General features: G+C 64.5%; 11 protein-coding genes. 9 read left to right on the top strand and 2 right to left on the bottom strand.

From position 1 onward, the window contains the following. Positions 1 to 53 precede the first annotated feature (53 nt). Together EPJ54_RS12585 and EPJ54_RS12580 are read right to left on the bottom strand one after the other, a co-directional pair. A complete protein-coding gene (locus EPJ54_RS12585) occupies positions 54 to 2,057 on the bottom strand; it encodes a potassium transporter Kup (protein WP_135212052.1) in 2,004 nt (667 codons plus the stop codon). A 149-nt stretch (positions 2,058 to 2,206) separates the two neighbouring features. Further along, entirely contained in the window at positions 2,207 to 2,407 is a 201-nt protein-coding gene (locus EPJ54_RS12580) for a DUF1674 domain-containing protein (protein ID WP_239590906.1), read from the bottom strand. Between the two features lie 53 nt (positions 2,408 to 2,460). Here EPJ54_RS12580 and htpX point away from each other — a divergent pair, with 53 nt between their 5' ends. The 9 genes from htpX (at position 2,461) to rlmH (ending at position 14,321) form a co-directional block, all read left to right on the top strand. Further along, the gene (gene htpX, locus EPJ54_RS12575; protein WP_135212051.1) at positions 2,461 to 3,387 is read left to right on the top strand and encodes a zinc metalloprotease HtpX; all 927 of its coding nucleotides are present in this window, start codon (positions 2,461 to 2,463) and stop codon (positions 3,385 to 3,387) included. 135 nt (positions 3,388 to 3,522) lie between these two features. Further along, positions 3,523 to 5,286 (top strand): autotransporter assembly complex protein TamA, encoded by a 1,764-nt coding sequence (locus tag EPJ54_RS12570; RefSeq protein WP_167755707.1) that lies wholly within the window; start codon positions 3,523 to 3,525, stop codon positions 5,284 to 5,286. Continuing rightward, positions 5,286 to 9,371: a translocation/assembly module TamB domain-containing protein gene (locus EPJ54_RS12565; RefSeq protein ID WP_135212049.1), complete on the top strand. Its 4,086-nt coding sequence runs from the start codon at positions 5,286 to 5,288 to the stop codon at positions 9,369 to 9,371. The genes EPJ54_RS12570 and EPJ54_RS12565 overlap by 1 nt, the downstream gene beginning before the upstream one ends. A 32-nt stretch (positions 9,372 to 9,403) precedes the next feature. After that, a complete protein-coding gene (gene obgE / locus EPJ54_RS12560) occupies positions 9,404 to 10,453 on the top strand; it encodes a GTPase ObgE (protein WP_135212048.1) in 1,050 nt (349 codons plus the stop codon). Beyond that, entirely contained in the window at positions 10,441 to 11,568 is a 1,128-nt protein-coding gene (proB, locus tag EPJ54_RS12555; RefSeq protein WP_135212047.1) for a glutamate 5-kinase, read from the top strand. Before obgE ends, proB begins: the two co-directional genes overlap by 13 nt. Beyond that, positions 11,565 to 12,833, top strand: a complete 1,269-nt coding sequence (locus tag EPJ54_RS12550; RefSeq protein ID WP_167755706.1) for a glutamate-5-semialdehyde dehydrogenase — start codon at positions 11,565 to 11,567, stop codon at positions 12,831 to 12,833. Before proB ends, EPJ54_RS12550 begins: the two co-directional genes overlap by 4 nt. Beyond that, the gene (locus EPJ54_RS12545) at positions 12,830 to 13,381 is read left to right on the top strand and encodes a nicotinate-nucleotide adenylyltransferase (RefSeq protein ID WP_239590903.1); all 552 of its coding nucleotides are present in this window, start codon (positions 12,830 to 12,832) and stop codon (positions 13,379 to 13,381) included. Before EPJ54_RS12550 ends, EPJ54_RS12545 begins: the two co-directional genes overlap by 4 nt. Before the next feature lie 55 nt (positions 13,382 to 13,436). Then, positions 13,437 to 13,847 (top strand): ribosome silencing factor, encoded by a 411-nt coding sequence (gene rsfS, locus EPJ54_RS12540; RefSeq protein ID WP_135212046.1) that lies wholly within the window; start codon positions 13,437 to 13,439, stop codon positions 13,845 to 13,847. Positions 13,848 to 13,850: 3 nt separating this feature from the next. Further along, positions 13,851 to 14,321 (top strand): 23S rRNA (pseudouridine(1915)-N(3))-methyltransferase RlmH, encoded by a 471-nt coding sequence (rlmH, locus tag EPJ54_RS12535; protein WP_135212045.1) that lies wholly within the window; start codon positions 13,851 to 13,853, stop codon positions 14,319 to 14,321. Positions 14,322 to 14,325 lie beyond the last annotated feature (4 nt).

Genomic DNA, 14,325 nt, shown 5'->3' with positions numbered 1-14,325 from the left:
GATGCGCCGCCACGGGGCGCCGTTACGGCCGCAGCTTTTTAGCGAAAGCGGTATTACACCATCACCTGATTGCCCAATTCCACGGCACGCCCCGAGGGGATGTGGAAGAAGTCTGTGGCGTTCGTGGCGTTACGGGCGAGGAAGATGAACAGGTGATCCTGCCAGAGCGGCATGCCGCTCTTCTCGCTCGGCACGATGGTGCGGCGGGAGAGGAAGAAGCTCGTCTTCATGATGTCGAACTTGAGGCCGTGCTTGCGCGCTTCCGTGAGCGCTTTGACGACGTTCGGTGTTTCCATGAAGCCGAAGGTGAGCTGGACGCGCTTCACGTCCGGCATGAAATCTTCGATCTTCACACGCTCGCTCTCAGGCGCACGGGGCGCGTTGATCGTGCGCACGGTGAGGATAATGATCTGCTCGTGCAGCACCTGATTGTGCTTGAGATTATGCATGAGCGCGGCGGGCGCTACATCGGGATCGCCCGTGAGGAAGATGGCGGCGCCGCGCACGCGATGCGGCGGGTGGTGGGAGAGGGTTTCGAACAGCTTCGCCAGCGGCTCGTCACGGCGCACGGTTTCGGCGAGCAAGCGCGAGCCGCGCACCCACGTCCACATCATGATGATTAGGCCAACCGCCAGCAGAAGCGGAACAAAGCCTCCGGACCACACGCGCTGGAGGTTCGATGACAGGAAGATCAATTCGATGATCAAGAAGGGCGTCACAATCGCCGCCGCGAGCGCAACCGGGCGCTTCCAGAGCTTCCAGATCACGATGAACACCATGATTGTGCTCATCAGCATCTCGCCCGTGATGGAAATGCCGTAAGCGGCGGCGAGGCGCGTGGATGAACCGAAGGCCAGCGTCAGCACGAGCACGCCAGCAAGCAGCAGCCAATTCACCTGCGGCATATAGATTTGACCTGCCTGCGTTTCCGACGTGCGGCGGATTTCCATGCGCGGCAACAGGCCCAGCTGAATAGCTTGCTGAGTTAACGAAAACGCGCCGGAGATCACGGCTTGGCTGGCGATGACTGTGGCCGCCGTAGCCAGGATAACGAGCGGCAGGCGCAACATTTCCGGCGCCATCTCGAAGAATGGGCTGAATTCGAACGCCACAGTATCAGCGCCGACTGCGCGCGCCGCTTCGCGAGCAATGGAATATTCCGCGTTGATCACATCGAGCTGACCCAACACGAACGCGCCTTGACCCAGATAATTGAGCGTCAGCGCCGGCAACACGAGGCCAACCCATGCGACACGGATCGGGCGACGACCGAAATGGCCCATGTCAGCGTAAAGGGCCTCGGCGCCCGTGACGGCGAGAAACACGGAACCGAGCACTACGAACGTCAGAAACCTGTGCTCGATCATGAAGCTGATGGCGTGCAGGGGCGAAAGCGCCGCGAACACGCCGGGGTTCGACATGATCTGGTAGGCGCCCAACGCGCCCATTGTAATGAACCATATCGCGGTGATCGGTCCGAAGTAGCGACCCATGACTCCGGTGCCGCGCGACTGGATCGCAAACAGGCCGACAAGGATGCCGATACCAATCGGTAGGATGAAAGGATCGATAGAATCCTCAAGCGCAGGCACAGCGCGGAGACCTTCAACCGCCGAGAGCACCGAGATCGCCGGCGTAATCAGCGCGTCGCCGTAAAACATCGATGCGCCGGCGACGCCGACGAGAAACAGGAGCGGCGTACGTTTGCCGAGCGCGCGCTGCGCAAGCGCCATCAGGGAGAGCGTGCCGCCCTCGCCCTTGTTATCCATCTGCATGACGATGACGATGTATTTCAGCGTCACGACGATCATCAGCGCCCAGAAGATCAGCGAGATGATGCCAAGCACCTCTTCAGCCTGGGCGACGCCGCGGCCTTCGGTAAGCAGGTGCGCAAAAGATTCCTTGAACGCGTAGAGCGGGCTGGTGCCGATGTCGCCATACACGACGCCGATCGAACCGATTACAAGCGCCCAAAATCCGGCATGCGCGGCGGGGCCATGGCCACCGCTTCCTGCGTTCTTGTCCGGCTTGGGCGCGTCGGCGGACGCCTGCGCCATATCGTGATCCCCTTCGGGCGGACGATGCGGCCCGATCCCGGGGCGCGCGTTTACGCCTTTTCACCTAGAGGGGCAAATGATTGCGACCAGAGAGCTTGTGGTTTGGTTAGCGGCGCGGCGTTCGGCGCCGGCGCCGCGTTAACCATTGGTCAGAAGTCCGAGACGATGCCCTTGCGCTCCCAATCGCCATAGCGCGTCGGCTCCGGGCCGCTGGGGCCACCGTGTTCCTTGGCGAGCTTTTGGGCCTCGCGGCGGCGCTCAGCCGCCTCCGCAAGCGCGCGCTGCGCTTCGGGAGTCAGCACCTTTGGCTCCGCTGCCGGTTCCGCCATATCGCGTTTCGCATCATCCATATTGAACCTCACCTGCGCGCACTCAATATCATTGTCGCTACGTGAGGAGAAAGATGAACCATCTCAAGACCTACATCCTGCTCGCCGCGATGACCGCGCTGTTTGGCGGCGTCGGCTATCTGGTGGGCGGCACGGGCGGCATGCTGATCGCACTGGTCGTCGCGGGCGCGATGAACCTCTTTGCGTATTGGAATGCCGACAAAATGGTGTTGCGCCATTTCAAGGCGCAGCCGCTTGAGCCGGGGCACCCTGATCCGCGCGTGCGCGCCTATTACGAAGATACGATGGCGTTGGCGCAACGCGCCGACCTGCCGCCGCCGAAAGTCTATATTATTGACAACCCGCAGCCGAACGCGTTCGCCACCGGCCGCGATCCGCAAAACGCAGCGGTGGCGGCGACCAGCGGTTTGCTTGGGCTTTTGTCCCGCGATGAAATTCGCGGCGTGATGGCGCACGAACTCGCGCACGTGAAAAACCGCGATACGCTGACGATGACTGTGACCGCGACGATCGCGGGCGCCGTGGCGATGCTGGCCAATTTCGCGCTTTTCTTCGGCGATCGTGACCGCAATCCGCTTGTGGGCTTGGCGATCATGTTCCTGGCGCCGATCGCGGCGTCGCTGGTGCAGATGGCGATCAGCCGCGCCCGCGAATACGAAGCCGATCGCCTCGGCGCAGAGATCGGCGGCGAGCCTGAAGCGCTCGCGCGTGCGCTGGAGAAGATCGAAGCGTACGCACGTCAGCGTGTGAACGTAGATGCAGAGCGCAATCCGGCGATGGCGCACCTCTTCATCATCAACCCGCTCTCGGGCCGCGGCGCAGACAACCTATTCTCGACCCACCCGAATACGCGCAACCGCATCGCTCAACTGAGCGAGATCGCGCGCCGTTTCGGACGACCAACGATGAGCGCCCAGCAAGCCTCCAATACCGGCCCCTGGGGCGCACGCGGCGGTAGGCCGAAAGGGCCTTGGGGTTAAAGCACCACAAGGTGGTGTTTCGCCTTCCTTACGTCTTGATTTTGTGAGTATTTTGGCCCGGCCGCAGAACGCAGGCCGGGCCTTATGGTTAATGATGCGCTAACCGTCGCCGCGCGAGCATTGCTGAAGCTCGCGATGCGTCTTTTTCCTGTCCTTCCAGCCGCCCTGGCCGCGGCGATCGGCTTTGCCGCCGAGGCGCCGTCCGCCTGGGCGGATTCGCCTGTCATCATGGAAGGCGCCGACGAGGAAACGCGCGAAGCCATCCTCGATCTGCTGCCCGATCGCGAAACGCCGACGAGCTTGTTCGAAGCCGAGCGCATTGCGGAGGAAGCCGCGTCGCGCGCGCTCGCGTGGTTGCGCTCAGAAGGATACTACGCGGCGACTGTAACGCCGGAAGCGACGGAAGAGCCAGTGGCCGCGCGTCTCGTCATCGCGCCTGGCCCGCGCTTTCGCTTCGAAGCGCCGCAAATCACCTTCACAGGCGCCGCGCCTGATCAAGCCAGCGCCGATGCAGCGCGCAGCGCGCTTGAGCCCGTACGCGCAGGAGATGCTGCACGGTCCGAAGCCGTGCTGCTCGCGGAGAGCAGCGCGCTCGCGGCGCTGCAGAACGCGGGCTATGCTGATGCGAGCGCGGGCGAACGACGCGTCGTGGTGGATCACGCCACATCGCGCGTCACCACGGATTTTCGCTTCACCACCGGTAGCATCGCGCGCCTCGGCGCCGTGCGCGCCGAGCCGGCGGACGTTTTCCGTCCTGGCTTCATGTCCGATCTGCAGAACTGGGACGATGGCGAAGCTTACACGCCCGAAGCGCTGCAGCGTCTGCGCCGCGATCTGAGTTCAACCGGCGCGGTCTCACGCGTGACGACACGGCTCGACGCACCGAATGCTGAAGGCGTGCGCGACGTCATCGTCGAACTCGAGCCAGCAAAGCGCAACGCCTACGAACTCGGCATCGGTTATTCGACGACCGAAGGCGTCGGCGTGCAGGCGGCCTGGACACGGCGCAATTTCACCGGTCGCGCCGATGCACTCACCGTTGACGCCACGCTCGCCGAGCTCACGCAGGGCGTAAGCGTTGAACTCGCGCGCCCACACGCAGCGGGGCTTGGGCACACCATGACATTTGGCGCATCGGCCGAGCGCGAAGCGCTGGATGCATACACCCGCCAAGGTGTGGCGTTGTACGGCTCCGTCGATGCCTCCGCACGGCTACGGCTTGGTTTGAGCTACGGCCTGCAACTCGCGGCCGATCAATACGACGATCTGCAAGGCAGCATTCGCGACGCTGTCGTTCTCTCGGGCTTCGCGAATATACGCAACGATTCTACCGGCTACACACTTGATCCGCACGACGGCTCGCTGGTTGAGATGCGCATTGAGCCATCGGTTTCGACAGGCGACGAAACACTCGGCTTTTTGCGCGGCACGGCGGAGGGCCGCATTTACGAATCCTTCGGCCGCGAAGACAGCGTCACGCTGGCGGCGCGCATCAAAGCGGGCTGGCTCGAAGCCGTGTCGGGCGATGTGAACGACGTGCCGCCGGATCGCCGCTTCTATGCCGGCGGTGGCGGCTCAGTGCGCGGCTACGAATACAATTCCATCTACCCCGCGGAACGCGATCTGCTCGGGCTAACGCCAGGCGGACAAGGCTTGCTTGAAGGCTCGGTTGAAGTGCGCTGGCGTTTGACGGGACGCTGGGGCGTCGCCGCCTTCGTTGATGGCGGCACAGCTTTCGATGATTGGGGCGAAGCGACCGACCTGAGCTACGGCGCGGGCTTTGGTGTACGCTACGATCTGGGCTTCGCGCCGCTGCGCGCCGATATCGCCTTCCCGCTCGACGCCGATGAATCGAGCGCCGATTTTGCCCTCTATATCAGTCTCGGGCAGGCGTTCTGATGAGCGACTTGCCCGCGCCACCGCCTGAAACGCCGAAGCGACGCCGCCGACGTTGGTGGACGTATGCGGCTGGCGGCGCATTCGTCGGCGCGGGCGCTATCGCCGCCATCGGCCCAGGGGCTGGCTGGATGGTCGAGCATCTCGCCGATGGCCAACGCGTGTGGCGGCTTGGGCGTATTGAGATTAGCGGCGTCAGCGGCGGCTGGCTCGGCGATCTGCGTGCCGCACACATCACGATCGCCGATGAAGACGGAATTTGGATTGAGGCGCGCGACGTCGCATTGCAATGGCGACCGCAAGACATCGCCTTTGGCGCGGTACGGCTCGACGTGGCGCATGCGTCGAGCATCACAATCTTCCGCCAGCCCGCCCTCCTCGAACAACGCCCCTCGAGTGGCGCGAGTTTCGATGTGCGCATCGGCGAGCTCGACGTCGACACGCTTAGTCTTGAAGAGGCGGTGCTTGGTCAGGCAGCGGCGTTCTCCGCCGCCTTCGCGCTCGATTATCGCGACCAATCGATCGACGGCCTTGAGCTTGATCTCCGGCGCACGGATTCTGATTCCGACCACATCGTCGCCACCTATCGTCCTGACATCGACTACGCGCTGAACCTCGACGCACACGGCGCGGCGGGCGGTATTCTTTCACGCGCGCTCGGCGTGCCCAACCACGAGATACGCGCGACAGCACTCGGAAACGGCGACGCGCAGACGGGCGGGGCCACGTTTGCCGCGCAGATCGGTGAAACGTCGTTGCTCTCAGGTGCGGCGCAATGGACGCTCGCAGGATGGTCGACGGATGTGCGCGCCGATCTCGACGCGCTGCCCAACTTTGAAACGATCTCGCGCCGCATCGGCGCCGAGATCAGACTGCAAGCTTCCGGCGCGCGCCTTGGCGATTTCACGGCGCATGCCGAAACCAATTATCTCGCACTCGACTTGGAGGGCGCATTGGATGCGGAACGCCAATTAATTGGCCCGGCCCGCTTTGTGGCGACAGCCAGCCGCCTTTCCGATGTCGCGCGCGAATCTCCATTTGAACTCGGCCCCGCGCGGCTGGAAGGCGAATTGCGCCGCGCGCGCGGCACGACGGCCATTCAGGGCACATTGGACGCCGAGGGCGTCGAAGCGTTTGGCCAAACCACGGCCTTACGCGGGCCGGTGCGCGCCTCACTCTCATCTGAGCGCTTTCAGCTTGAAGGCGATTTGCGCGCGCCGGCGCGGACCGCGCCAATGTTTACGCGCGCGCGGCTACGTACGGAAATGTCGTTCGATCGCAGGCGCGGCCGCTATGAGCTCAGCCGCGCCGATCTCACCAGCGACGCACTCGATCTCCATGCACAAGGCTGGACCAATCGGGGCGACGGCGAATTTGCCGGCGAGTGGCGCGTCAACACGCTGACCGCCTTCTCACGCGAAATGCTCGGCCAAATCGGCGGCCGCTGGCGTGCATTCGCCGAGGATGTGAACAATGCGCGCGGCTGGACTGTCACGATGCAGGGCGCCGGGCAGAATGTCGGTGGCGCGCCTGACATTGTGCCGCAATTGCTGGGATCAACACCACGGCTCGACGCGCGCCTGCGCAGCGAGAATGGCGGCATAACAGTCTCGCACGCACGCATCGATGGCGCAAAGCTGCGCGCAGGTGCGACAGGGCGCATCGTCGACGGGCAAGCCAATCTCGCACTCGAAGCCAGCGCGCGCGGGCCGCTTGATCTCGGCGGCGCGCAGATCGCCGGCGTGGTCGACGCAACTGGTCGCCTCACCGGTCGCATCGCGCAGCCGACGCTGACGGCCAATGCGAGCATGTCGAGCTTCAGCGCCGGCGGTGTCGTGGTTGAGCAGCCGACGCTAACTCTCACTTTGGCGCCGGGCCCCAACGGCTACGCCGGCCGTGCGCAGGTCAACGGCACGACCTCCGGCCAACCGGTCAGCGCCACCTCCAATGTTGCGATCGTGCGCGGGGCCATCGCGCTGGATGACCTCGACGCGCAGATCGCCGCCATGCAAGCGCAGGGCTCGGCCATGTTCGGAGCAGAGGGCGTCAGCGCGGAGCTTGCAGTGAACGGCCTGATAGATGGCCTCGTAACAGGCGTGACCGGACGCATGCTGGGCGATCTTTCGCTGACGCCGGAGACTTTGCTGCTGGATGCGCAAATCGCCGATGCGCGCATGGGCGAGCTGCGCGTGCGCGCGGCGAACTTGCGCGCAGAAGGGCCGTTCAACGCCATCGCGGCGCGGTTCGATATGCGGGGGCGCTTGCGCCAAGCGCCGCTTGAGTTCGCCGGCACGGCAGCTCTTGACCTCGACGGCGCAAGCACGCTGCGCATCGAAGGCCGTGGCACATTGGCGGACGCGGTGATTTTCACACGCGCGCCGATCGAAGCGGCTTGGCAAAATGGACGCATGGGCGCGTCGCTAAATGTAGCGATCGGCGACGGCGTGCTTCAGGCGCAATGGGAAGAGCGCGGACGCGCCCTCTCCGGCACGGCGCAAATCGAGGACGCACCGCTCATGCCGCTGGCGCAGATTTGGGGTGAGCGCGCCGAAGGCCGCATCGATGGCCGCATCACGTTGGCGAACCAAGGCGGCGGGCTGAGCGGCAACGCAGACGTGACGCTCGATGACGCGCGCTTCGCCGGGCGGCAGCGCGGCCGCCTAGATATGCGCATTGTCGCAGATCTTGATCCGACCCGCTTGCAGGCCGTGGTCGATGCGACATCCACAGAAGGCCTAGTCGCACGCTTTCAAGCGGACGCGCCGGTGGAGACAAGCGCCGCGCCTATCCGCATCGCGCTGGCGCCGGAGCGGCGCGGACGCGCGCAATGGTCGGTACGTGGGCCGGCGGAGAGCCTGTGGGCGGCGGCGCGGCTGCCGGATCAATCACTGCAAGGCCAGCTCGACGGCGAAGGCGAGATCGAATTTGGCGCCGGCTATCTTTCAGGTGACGGCCATATCGAGATCGTTGATGGGCGCTTCGAGGACAAGCTGACGGGCATTACTTTGGTCGATCTCGACGCGCGCGTCGCGCTCGATGACCGCGGCGTGACAATCGACAACTTCACCGCATCTGGTCCACGCGGCGGCAGGCTGACCGCGACTGGGGGCAGCGCGAACGAGCGCGAGGGCCGCATCAGTGTGAACGTACAGGACATGCGCGTCGCGGACCGGCCGGATGCGCGCGCAATCGCGAGCGGCGAATTGGAGCTGGTTTGGGAGGGACTGCACTCATCGCTCACGGGCGCACTGAACATCAGCTCGGCTGACATCGACATCGCATCCAACCCGGAATCTGGTATTCCAACGATCGACGTTGTCGAGATCAATCGGCCGGGCGAGCAAGACTATGGCGAGATCGAAACCGCGCCGCGCCGCAATGGCGCGACGACGCTCGATGTCCGGGTGACTGCGCCGGGTCGCGTATTCACGCGCGGACGCGGCGTCGATGCGGAATGGGCGCTTGATCTCAGGCTTACCGGCACGTCGCGCAATCCGCTGGTCTATGGCGAAGCGCGCGCGGTGCGTGGCACGCTCGCCCTCTCCGGCCAGCCGTTCGAGATCGACGACAATTCACGCATCATTTTCAGCGGCGATCCGTTGGATGCGGAAATCAACCTACGCGCCACGCGCGACACGGCTGATCTCACCGCTTACGTGCATCTCACCGGCACGGCGCGCGATCCAGAAGTGTCGTTCACCAGCGACCCCGGCCTGCCGGAAGATGAAATCCTGCCGCAAGTGCTGTTCGGCCGTTCGGTCGAAGATCTCTCCGCGCTGGAAGCCGCGCAGCTCGCCGCAAGCTTGGCCGCGCTCTCGGGTAACGCCTCGCTCGATCTGGTGGACGCGGCGCGCGCCGCAGCGGGGCTTGACCGCTTCAACGTCCGCCAGGACGAAGACGGCGGCTTCCTCGTCGCTGGCGGCGTTTACCTTACACGCGACGTTTACGTCGAAGTGGCGCGCACCGGGCTTGGCGAAGCGCAATCCACCGTCGAATGGACGATCCGCCCGCGCCTGGTGCTGATCACCAGCTTCCTCAGCAGCGGGGACCAGCGCGTTTCGCTGCGTTGGCGGCGCGAAAGCGATTGAGGCAAAAGCCTCTCGCGGCCATATAGAGCGCCATGAAATTCCTGGATCAGACCAAAATCTACGTGCGCTCCGGCAACGGCGGCGCCGGTGCGGTCTCGTTCCGGCGCGAAAAATTCATTGAGTATGGCGGCCCGGACGGCGGCGATGGCGGCCGCGGGGGCGACGTGTGGATCGAAAGCGCCGACGGCCTGAACACACTGATCGACTATCGCTACCAGCAGCACTTCAAAGCAGCGACCGGCGGCCATGGCATGGGCCGAAGCCGGCACGGCGCTGACGGGGAATCGATCACGCTGAAAGTGCCGACGGGCACGCAGGTGCTCGAAGAAGACAAAGAGACGGTGATTGCCGATCTCGACAAGCCGGGCATGCGCATCCTGATCGCCAAGGGCGGCAACGGCGGCTTCGGCAATGAATATTTCAAATCGTCAACCAATCGCGCGCCCTATCACGCCAATCCCGGCCAAGAAGGCGAAGAGCGGACACTTTGGCTGCGCTTGAAGCTGATTGCGGACGCGGGGCTTGTGGGTTTACCGAACGCGGGCAAGTCGACCTTCCTACGCGCGGTGAGTTCGGCGACGCCGAAGGTGGCGGACTATCCGTTCACGACACTGCATCCGCATTTGGGCGTGGTGACGGTGAGCGATAGCACGCGCTTCATCATGGCGGACTTGCCCGGCCTGATCGAAGGCGCGGCGGAAGGCACCGGCCTAGGCACGCGCTTCTTGGGTCACGTCGAACGCTGCGTGGCGCTCGTACATCTCATCGACGCGACAGGCGAGAGCGCAACGGAAGCATATCGCACCGTGCGCCACGAGATCGAAGCGTATGGTGAAGGCCTCGCCGAGAAGCCTGAGATTGTCGCGCTCAACAAGATCGACGCACTCACGCCCGCCGAGGCGAACCGCAAGCGTGCGGCGCTGTCGCGTGCGATCGGCAAGGAAGTGCGGCTGGTTTCGGGCGTCTCTGGCGCGGGCGTACGCGACTTGGTGAACGACATCGCCGCCATGCTGCGCGCGCGCCATGACGAGGAAGTGCAAGCAGAAGATGAAAGCTCTTCGACCGGCGAGTGGACGCCGTGAGCGCGCCGCTCGCCAACGCAAAGCGCATCGTTATCAAGATTGGGTCCGCGCTCTTGGTCGATGGCGCAACGGGGCAACCGGCTCGGGCGTGGCTCGCGGCGCTGGCGGATGACGTCGCCGAAGCGCGCAAGGCTGGGCAGAGCGTGCTGATGGTTTCGTCCGGCGCTATTGCACTCGGGCGGCGCGTGTTGGGCTTGAGCAAGACCGCGCGGCTTGAAGAGAAGCAAGCGGCGGCGGCGGCGGGCCAAGCGCGCTTGATGGGTGCGTATGAGGAAGCCTTCGCACGCCACAACATTCCTGTCGCACAAGCCCTGCTCACGCCGGACGATACGGAGCGTCGGCGGCGCTGGCTCAACGCACGCGCAACGCTGGAGACATTGCTTGATCTAGGCGCCGTGCCGATCGTGAACGAGAACGATACAGTGGCAACGGCGGAGATCCGCTACGGCGACAATGATCGGTTGGCCGCGCGCGCGGCGCAAATGGTGTCCGCTGATGCGCTACTGCTGCTCTCTGACATCGATGGGCTCTACGAGCGCGATCCCCGCAGCGATCCGAACGCGGCGTTCGTGCCGGAGGTGAGGGACATCACGCCCGCGATCGAAGCGATGGCGGGCGGTGTGAACGAAGCGGCGGGTGTCGGCTCGGGCGGCATGCGCACGAAGATCGAAGCGGCGAAGATCGCGACAGCGGCGGGTTGCGCTGTAGCCATCACCAAGGGCGCGGAGTTCAACCCGCTTTCGCGCTTGAAGGCTGGCGCGCGCGCGACGTGGTTCTTGCCACATGCAACACCCCGCGCGGCCTACAAAGCTTGGATTGCCGGAAGGCTTGATCCGCAAGGCACGTTGGTCGTCGATGCGGGCGCTGTTACGGCGCTGCGCGCGGGCAAAAGCTTGTTGCCGGCTGGCGTGACCGAGGTGCGCGGCGCGTTTGAGAAGGGCGATGCCGTGCGGATTGTCGGGCCGGACGGCGCCGAGATCGGGCGCGGGCTAGCGCGCTATGATGCGAGTGACGCGGCGCGGATCAAAGGGCTGAAAAGCGCGGCGATCAGCGAGACCCTCGGCTACGAAGCGGGCGCGGCGCTAGTTCACGCCGACGATCTGGTCGTAAGATGAGCGACATGAGCGCGCTTGAAACCCAGATGCTAGAGCTCGGCCAGCGCGCGCGCGCCGCGCGCCGCGCCGTGCGCGACGCTGATGGCGCGACGCGGACAGCGGCGCTCGAAGCGATGGCGCGGCGCCTGCGCGATACGGCGCCGGAAATTCTGCGCGCCAATGCCGAAGACGTGGCGCGCGCGCGCGCGAACAGCTTGGCCGAGAGCTTCATCGATCGCCTCGCGTTGGATGAGGCGCGGCTTGAAGGCGTGGCCAAGGGCGTCGATGTCGTGGCCGCACTGCCCGACCCGGTTGGCGCGACGCTTTCGGAATGGACGCGTCCGAATGGCTTGCGCATTGCGCGCGTGCGTACGCCGATCGGCGTAATCGGCATGATCTTCGAAAGCCGGCCGAATGTGGCGGCGGACGCGGCGGCGCTGGCGCTGCGCGCGGGCAATACGATCATTTTGCGCGGCGGCTCGGATAGCGCGGCTTCGGTGGCGGCGATCGGCGAAGCATTGCGCGGCGCATTGCGCGAGGTCGGCCTGCCGGAGGATGCAGTGCAGATCGTGCCGAGCGCGGATCGCGCGGCGGTGGGCATGATGCTGGCTGGCCTGGACGGCGCAATTGATGTGATCGTGCCCCGCGGCGGCAAGTCGGTGGTGGCGCGGGTACAGAATGAAGCGCGCGTGCCGGTGTTCGCGCACCTAGAAGGCATTTGCCACACCTACGTACACGCCGCGGCGAAACCCCACGAAGCGATTGCGCTGGTCGTGAACGCCAAGATGCGACGCGTTTCGGTATGCGGTTCAACCGAGACACTGCTGATCGATCGCGAGATCGCGCCAGCGCTGTTACCCAAGATTGCAGCGGCTCTGGTTGAGCGCGGCTGCGAATTGCGCGGCGATGATGAAGCGCGCGCCATCGTTGAGATGAACGCCGCCAGCGAAGAAGATTGGAGCACCGAATATCTGGCGCCGATCCTTTCTGTTCGCCTGATCGGCGGCGTCGATGACGCGATCGCGCATATCGCCAAATACGGTTCGCAGCACACTGAATGCATCGTCACCGAAGATCAGGCGATCGGAGACAAATTCTTGCGCGAGGTCGATAGCGCGATCGTGCTGCACAATGCGTCGACGCAATTCGCCGATGGCGGCGAGTTTGGCTTTGGCGGCGAGATCGGCATCGCCACAGGACGCATGCACGCGCGCGGGCCGGTGGGCGCCGAGCAGCTCACAACCTTCAAATACGTGGTGCGCGGCACGGGGCAAATCCGGCCGTGAAGCATGGCCTCCCCGTCGCTTATCCCGGCATGAAGATCGGGCTCTTCGGCGGCAGCTTTGATCCCGCGCACGAAGGCCATGCGCATGTAGCGGAAACGGCGCTGAAACGGCTCGGCCTTGATCGCGTGTGGTGGCTTGTGTCGCCGCAAAATCCGCTGAAGCCGAAATCGAGCCCGATCGAGCAACGCCTCGCCTCGGCGCATGAACTCGCGCATGGCCGCCAGATGGTCGTCACCGATCTGGAAAGCCGGCTCGGCTGTGCGTTTACCTACCAGACGCTGCGGCGGCTGAAGCGCCTCTATCCCGGCGTGCGCTTTACGCTCGTGATGGGGGCGGACAATCTGGCGAACTTCCGCAAATGGCGAAATTGGCGCGAGGTCGCCCGCGCCGTGCCGATCGCCATAGTCTCCCGCCCTGGCGCCGGGCCGGGGCTGCGCATGTCAGCCCCGAAGGGCTGGAGCTATTTGAATGCGCGGCACAATTTCCAATCTTCCACAGCACTGCGGACGGCGCGCCGTCGGCCTGTGGCGAAGCCGGGCCGGAAGTGATAGCGTTCCCGCTTGTCCTGGGGATGAAGAAGGAACCCACGTTCTGTCGCCTGAAATGAAACGCGAAGCCGCCGCGCCCGAAGCTGGCAAGCCACGCGATCCGAACCGCCCTGCGCCCGGCATCGATGTCGACGCCGCCACGCAAGTCGTTCTCACCTCGCTTGAGGACGACAAGGCTGAGGAAATCGTCTCGATCGATATTCGCGGCAAATCTTCCTTCGCAGACATGCTCGTCGTCGCTTCCGGCCGCTCCGCACGTCATGTCGGCGCGCTGGCCGATCACGTCATGCGCAAACTGAAAGAAGCGGGCGTCAAAGACGTGCGCGTCGAAGGCATGCCGCAGGCCGATTGGGTGCTCGTGGATGCGGGCGACGTTGTCGTGCACCTCTTCCGCCCGGAAGTACGCAGCTTCTACAACATCGAAAAAATCTGGTCCGGCAACCATACGACGGCGCTGCCGAGCTAAGACATGCGCGTGATCATCGCCGCAGTGGGCCGGCTTCGCGATGGGCCGGAAGCGGCGATGACAGCGGACTATGTCGCGCGCGCGAATGCAGCGGCGCGCTCGCTGGGTTTCAAAAGTTTCGAGCTCATCGAAGTTGAAGGCAAACCCGCAGGCGATCAGCGCGCGGAAGCGGCGGCGTTGTTCAAAGCGACGCCTGATACCTCGCGCAAAATTCTGCTCGACGAACGCGGCGCGGAATGGGCGTCGCGACAAATGGCCGAAAAGCTCGCGCGGTGGCGCGATGACGGCGTGCCCGCCTTAACGTTTTGGATAGGCGGCGCCGATGGCGCTTCACAAAGCCTTAAGGACCAAGCGGACGAAAAGCTGGCTTTTGGGCGACAGACTTGGCCGCATCGCTTGGTTCGTGTGATGATTTCCGAGCAAATTTACCGAGCTGTGACGATTTTGAGCGGTAATCCCTACCATCGGGACTGAAAGA

The sequence above is a fragment of the Vitreimonas flagellata genome, from assembly GCF_004634425.1.
In the GTDB taxonomy this organism is placed as follows: domain Bacteria; phylum Pseudomonadota; class Alphaproteobacteria; order Caulobacterales; family Aquidulcibacteraceae; genus Vitreimonas; species Vitreimonas flagellata.
Note: the sequence above shows the minus strand (reverse complement) of the source record. Positions and strands in the feature narration are given on the sequence as shown.

Bases quoted from the DNA above. Each gene is read 5' to 3' on its own strand.
- htpX (WP_135212051.1), top strand. From the start codon at position 2,461: ATGAACCATCTCAAGACCTACATCCTGCTCGCCGCGATGACCGCGCTG.
- EPJ54_RS12585 (WP_135212052.1), bottom strand. From the start codon at position 2,057: ATGGCGCAGGCGTCCGCCGACGCGCCCAAGCCGGACAAGAACGCAGGA.
- EPJ54_RS12565 (WP_135212049.1), top strand. From the start codon at position 5,286: ATGAGCGACTTGCCCGCGCCACCGCCTGAAACGCCGAAGCGACGCCGC.
- rsfS (WP_135212046.1), top strand. From the start codon at position 13,437: ATGAAACGCGAAGCCGCCGCGCCCGAAGCTGGCAAGCCACGCGATCCG.
- EPJ54_RS12570 (WP_167755707.1), top strand. From the start codon at position 3,523: ATGCGTCTTTTTCCTGTCCTTCCAGCCGCCCTGGCCGCGGCGATCGGC.
- obgE (WP_135212048.1), top strand. From the start codon at position 9,404: ATGAAATTCCTGGATCAGACCAAAATCTACGTGCGCTCCGGCAACGGC.
- EPJ54_RS12580 (WP_239590906.1), bottom strand. From the start codon at position 2,407: ATGGATGATGCGAAACGCGATATGGCGGAACCGGCAGCGGAGCCAAAG.
- EPJ54_RS12550 (WP_167755706.1), top strand. From the start codon at position 11,565: ATGAGCGACATGAGCGCGCTTGAAACCCAGATGCTAGAGCTCGGCCAG.
- rlmH (WP_135212045.1), top strand. From the start codon at position 13,851: ATGCGCGTGATCATCGCCGCAGTGGGCCGGCTTCGCGATGGGCCGGAA.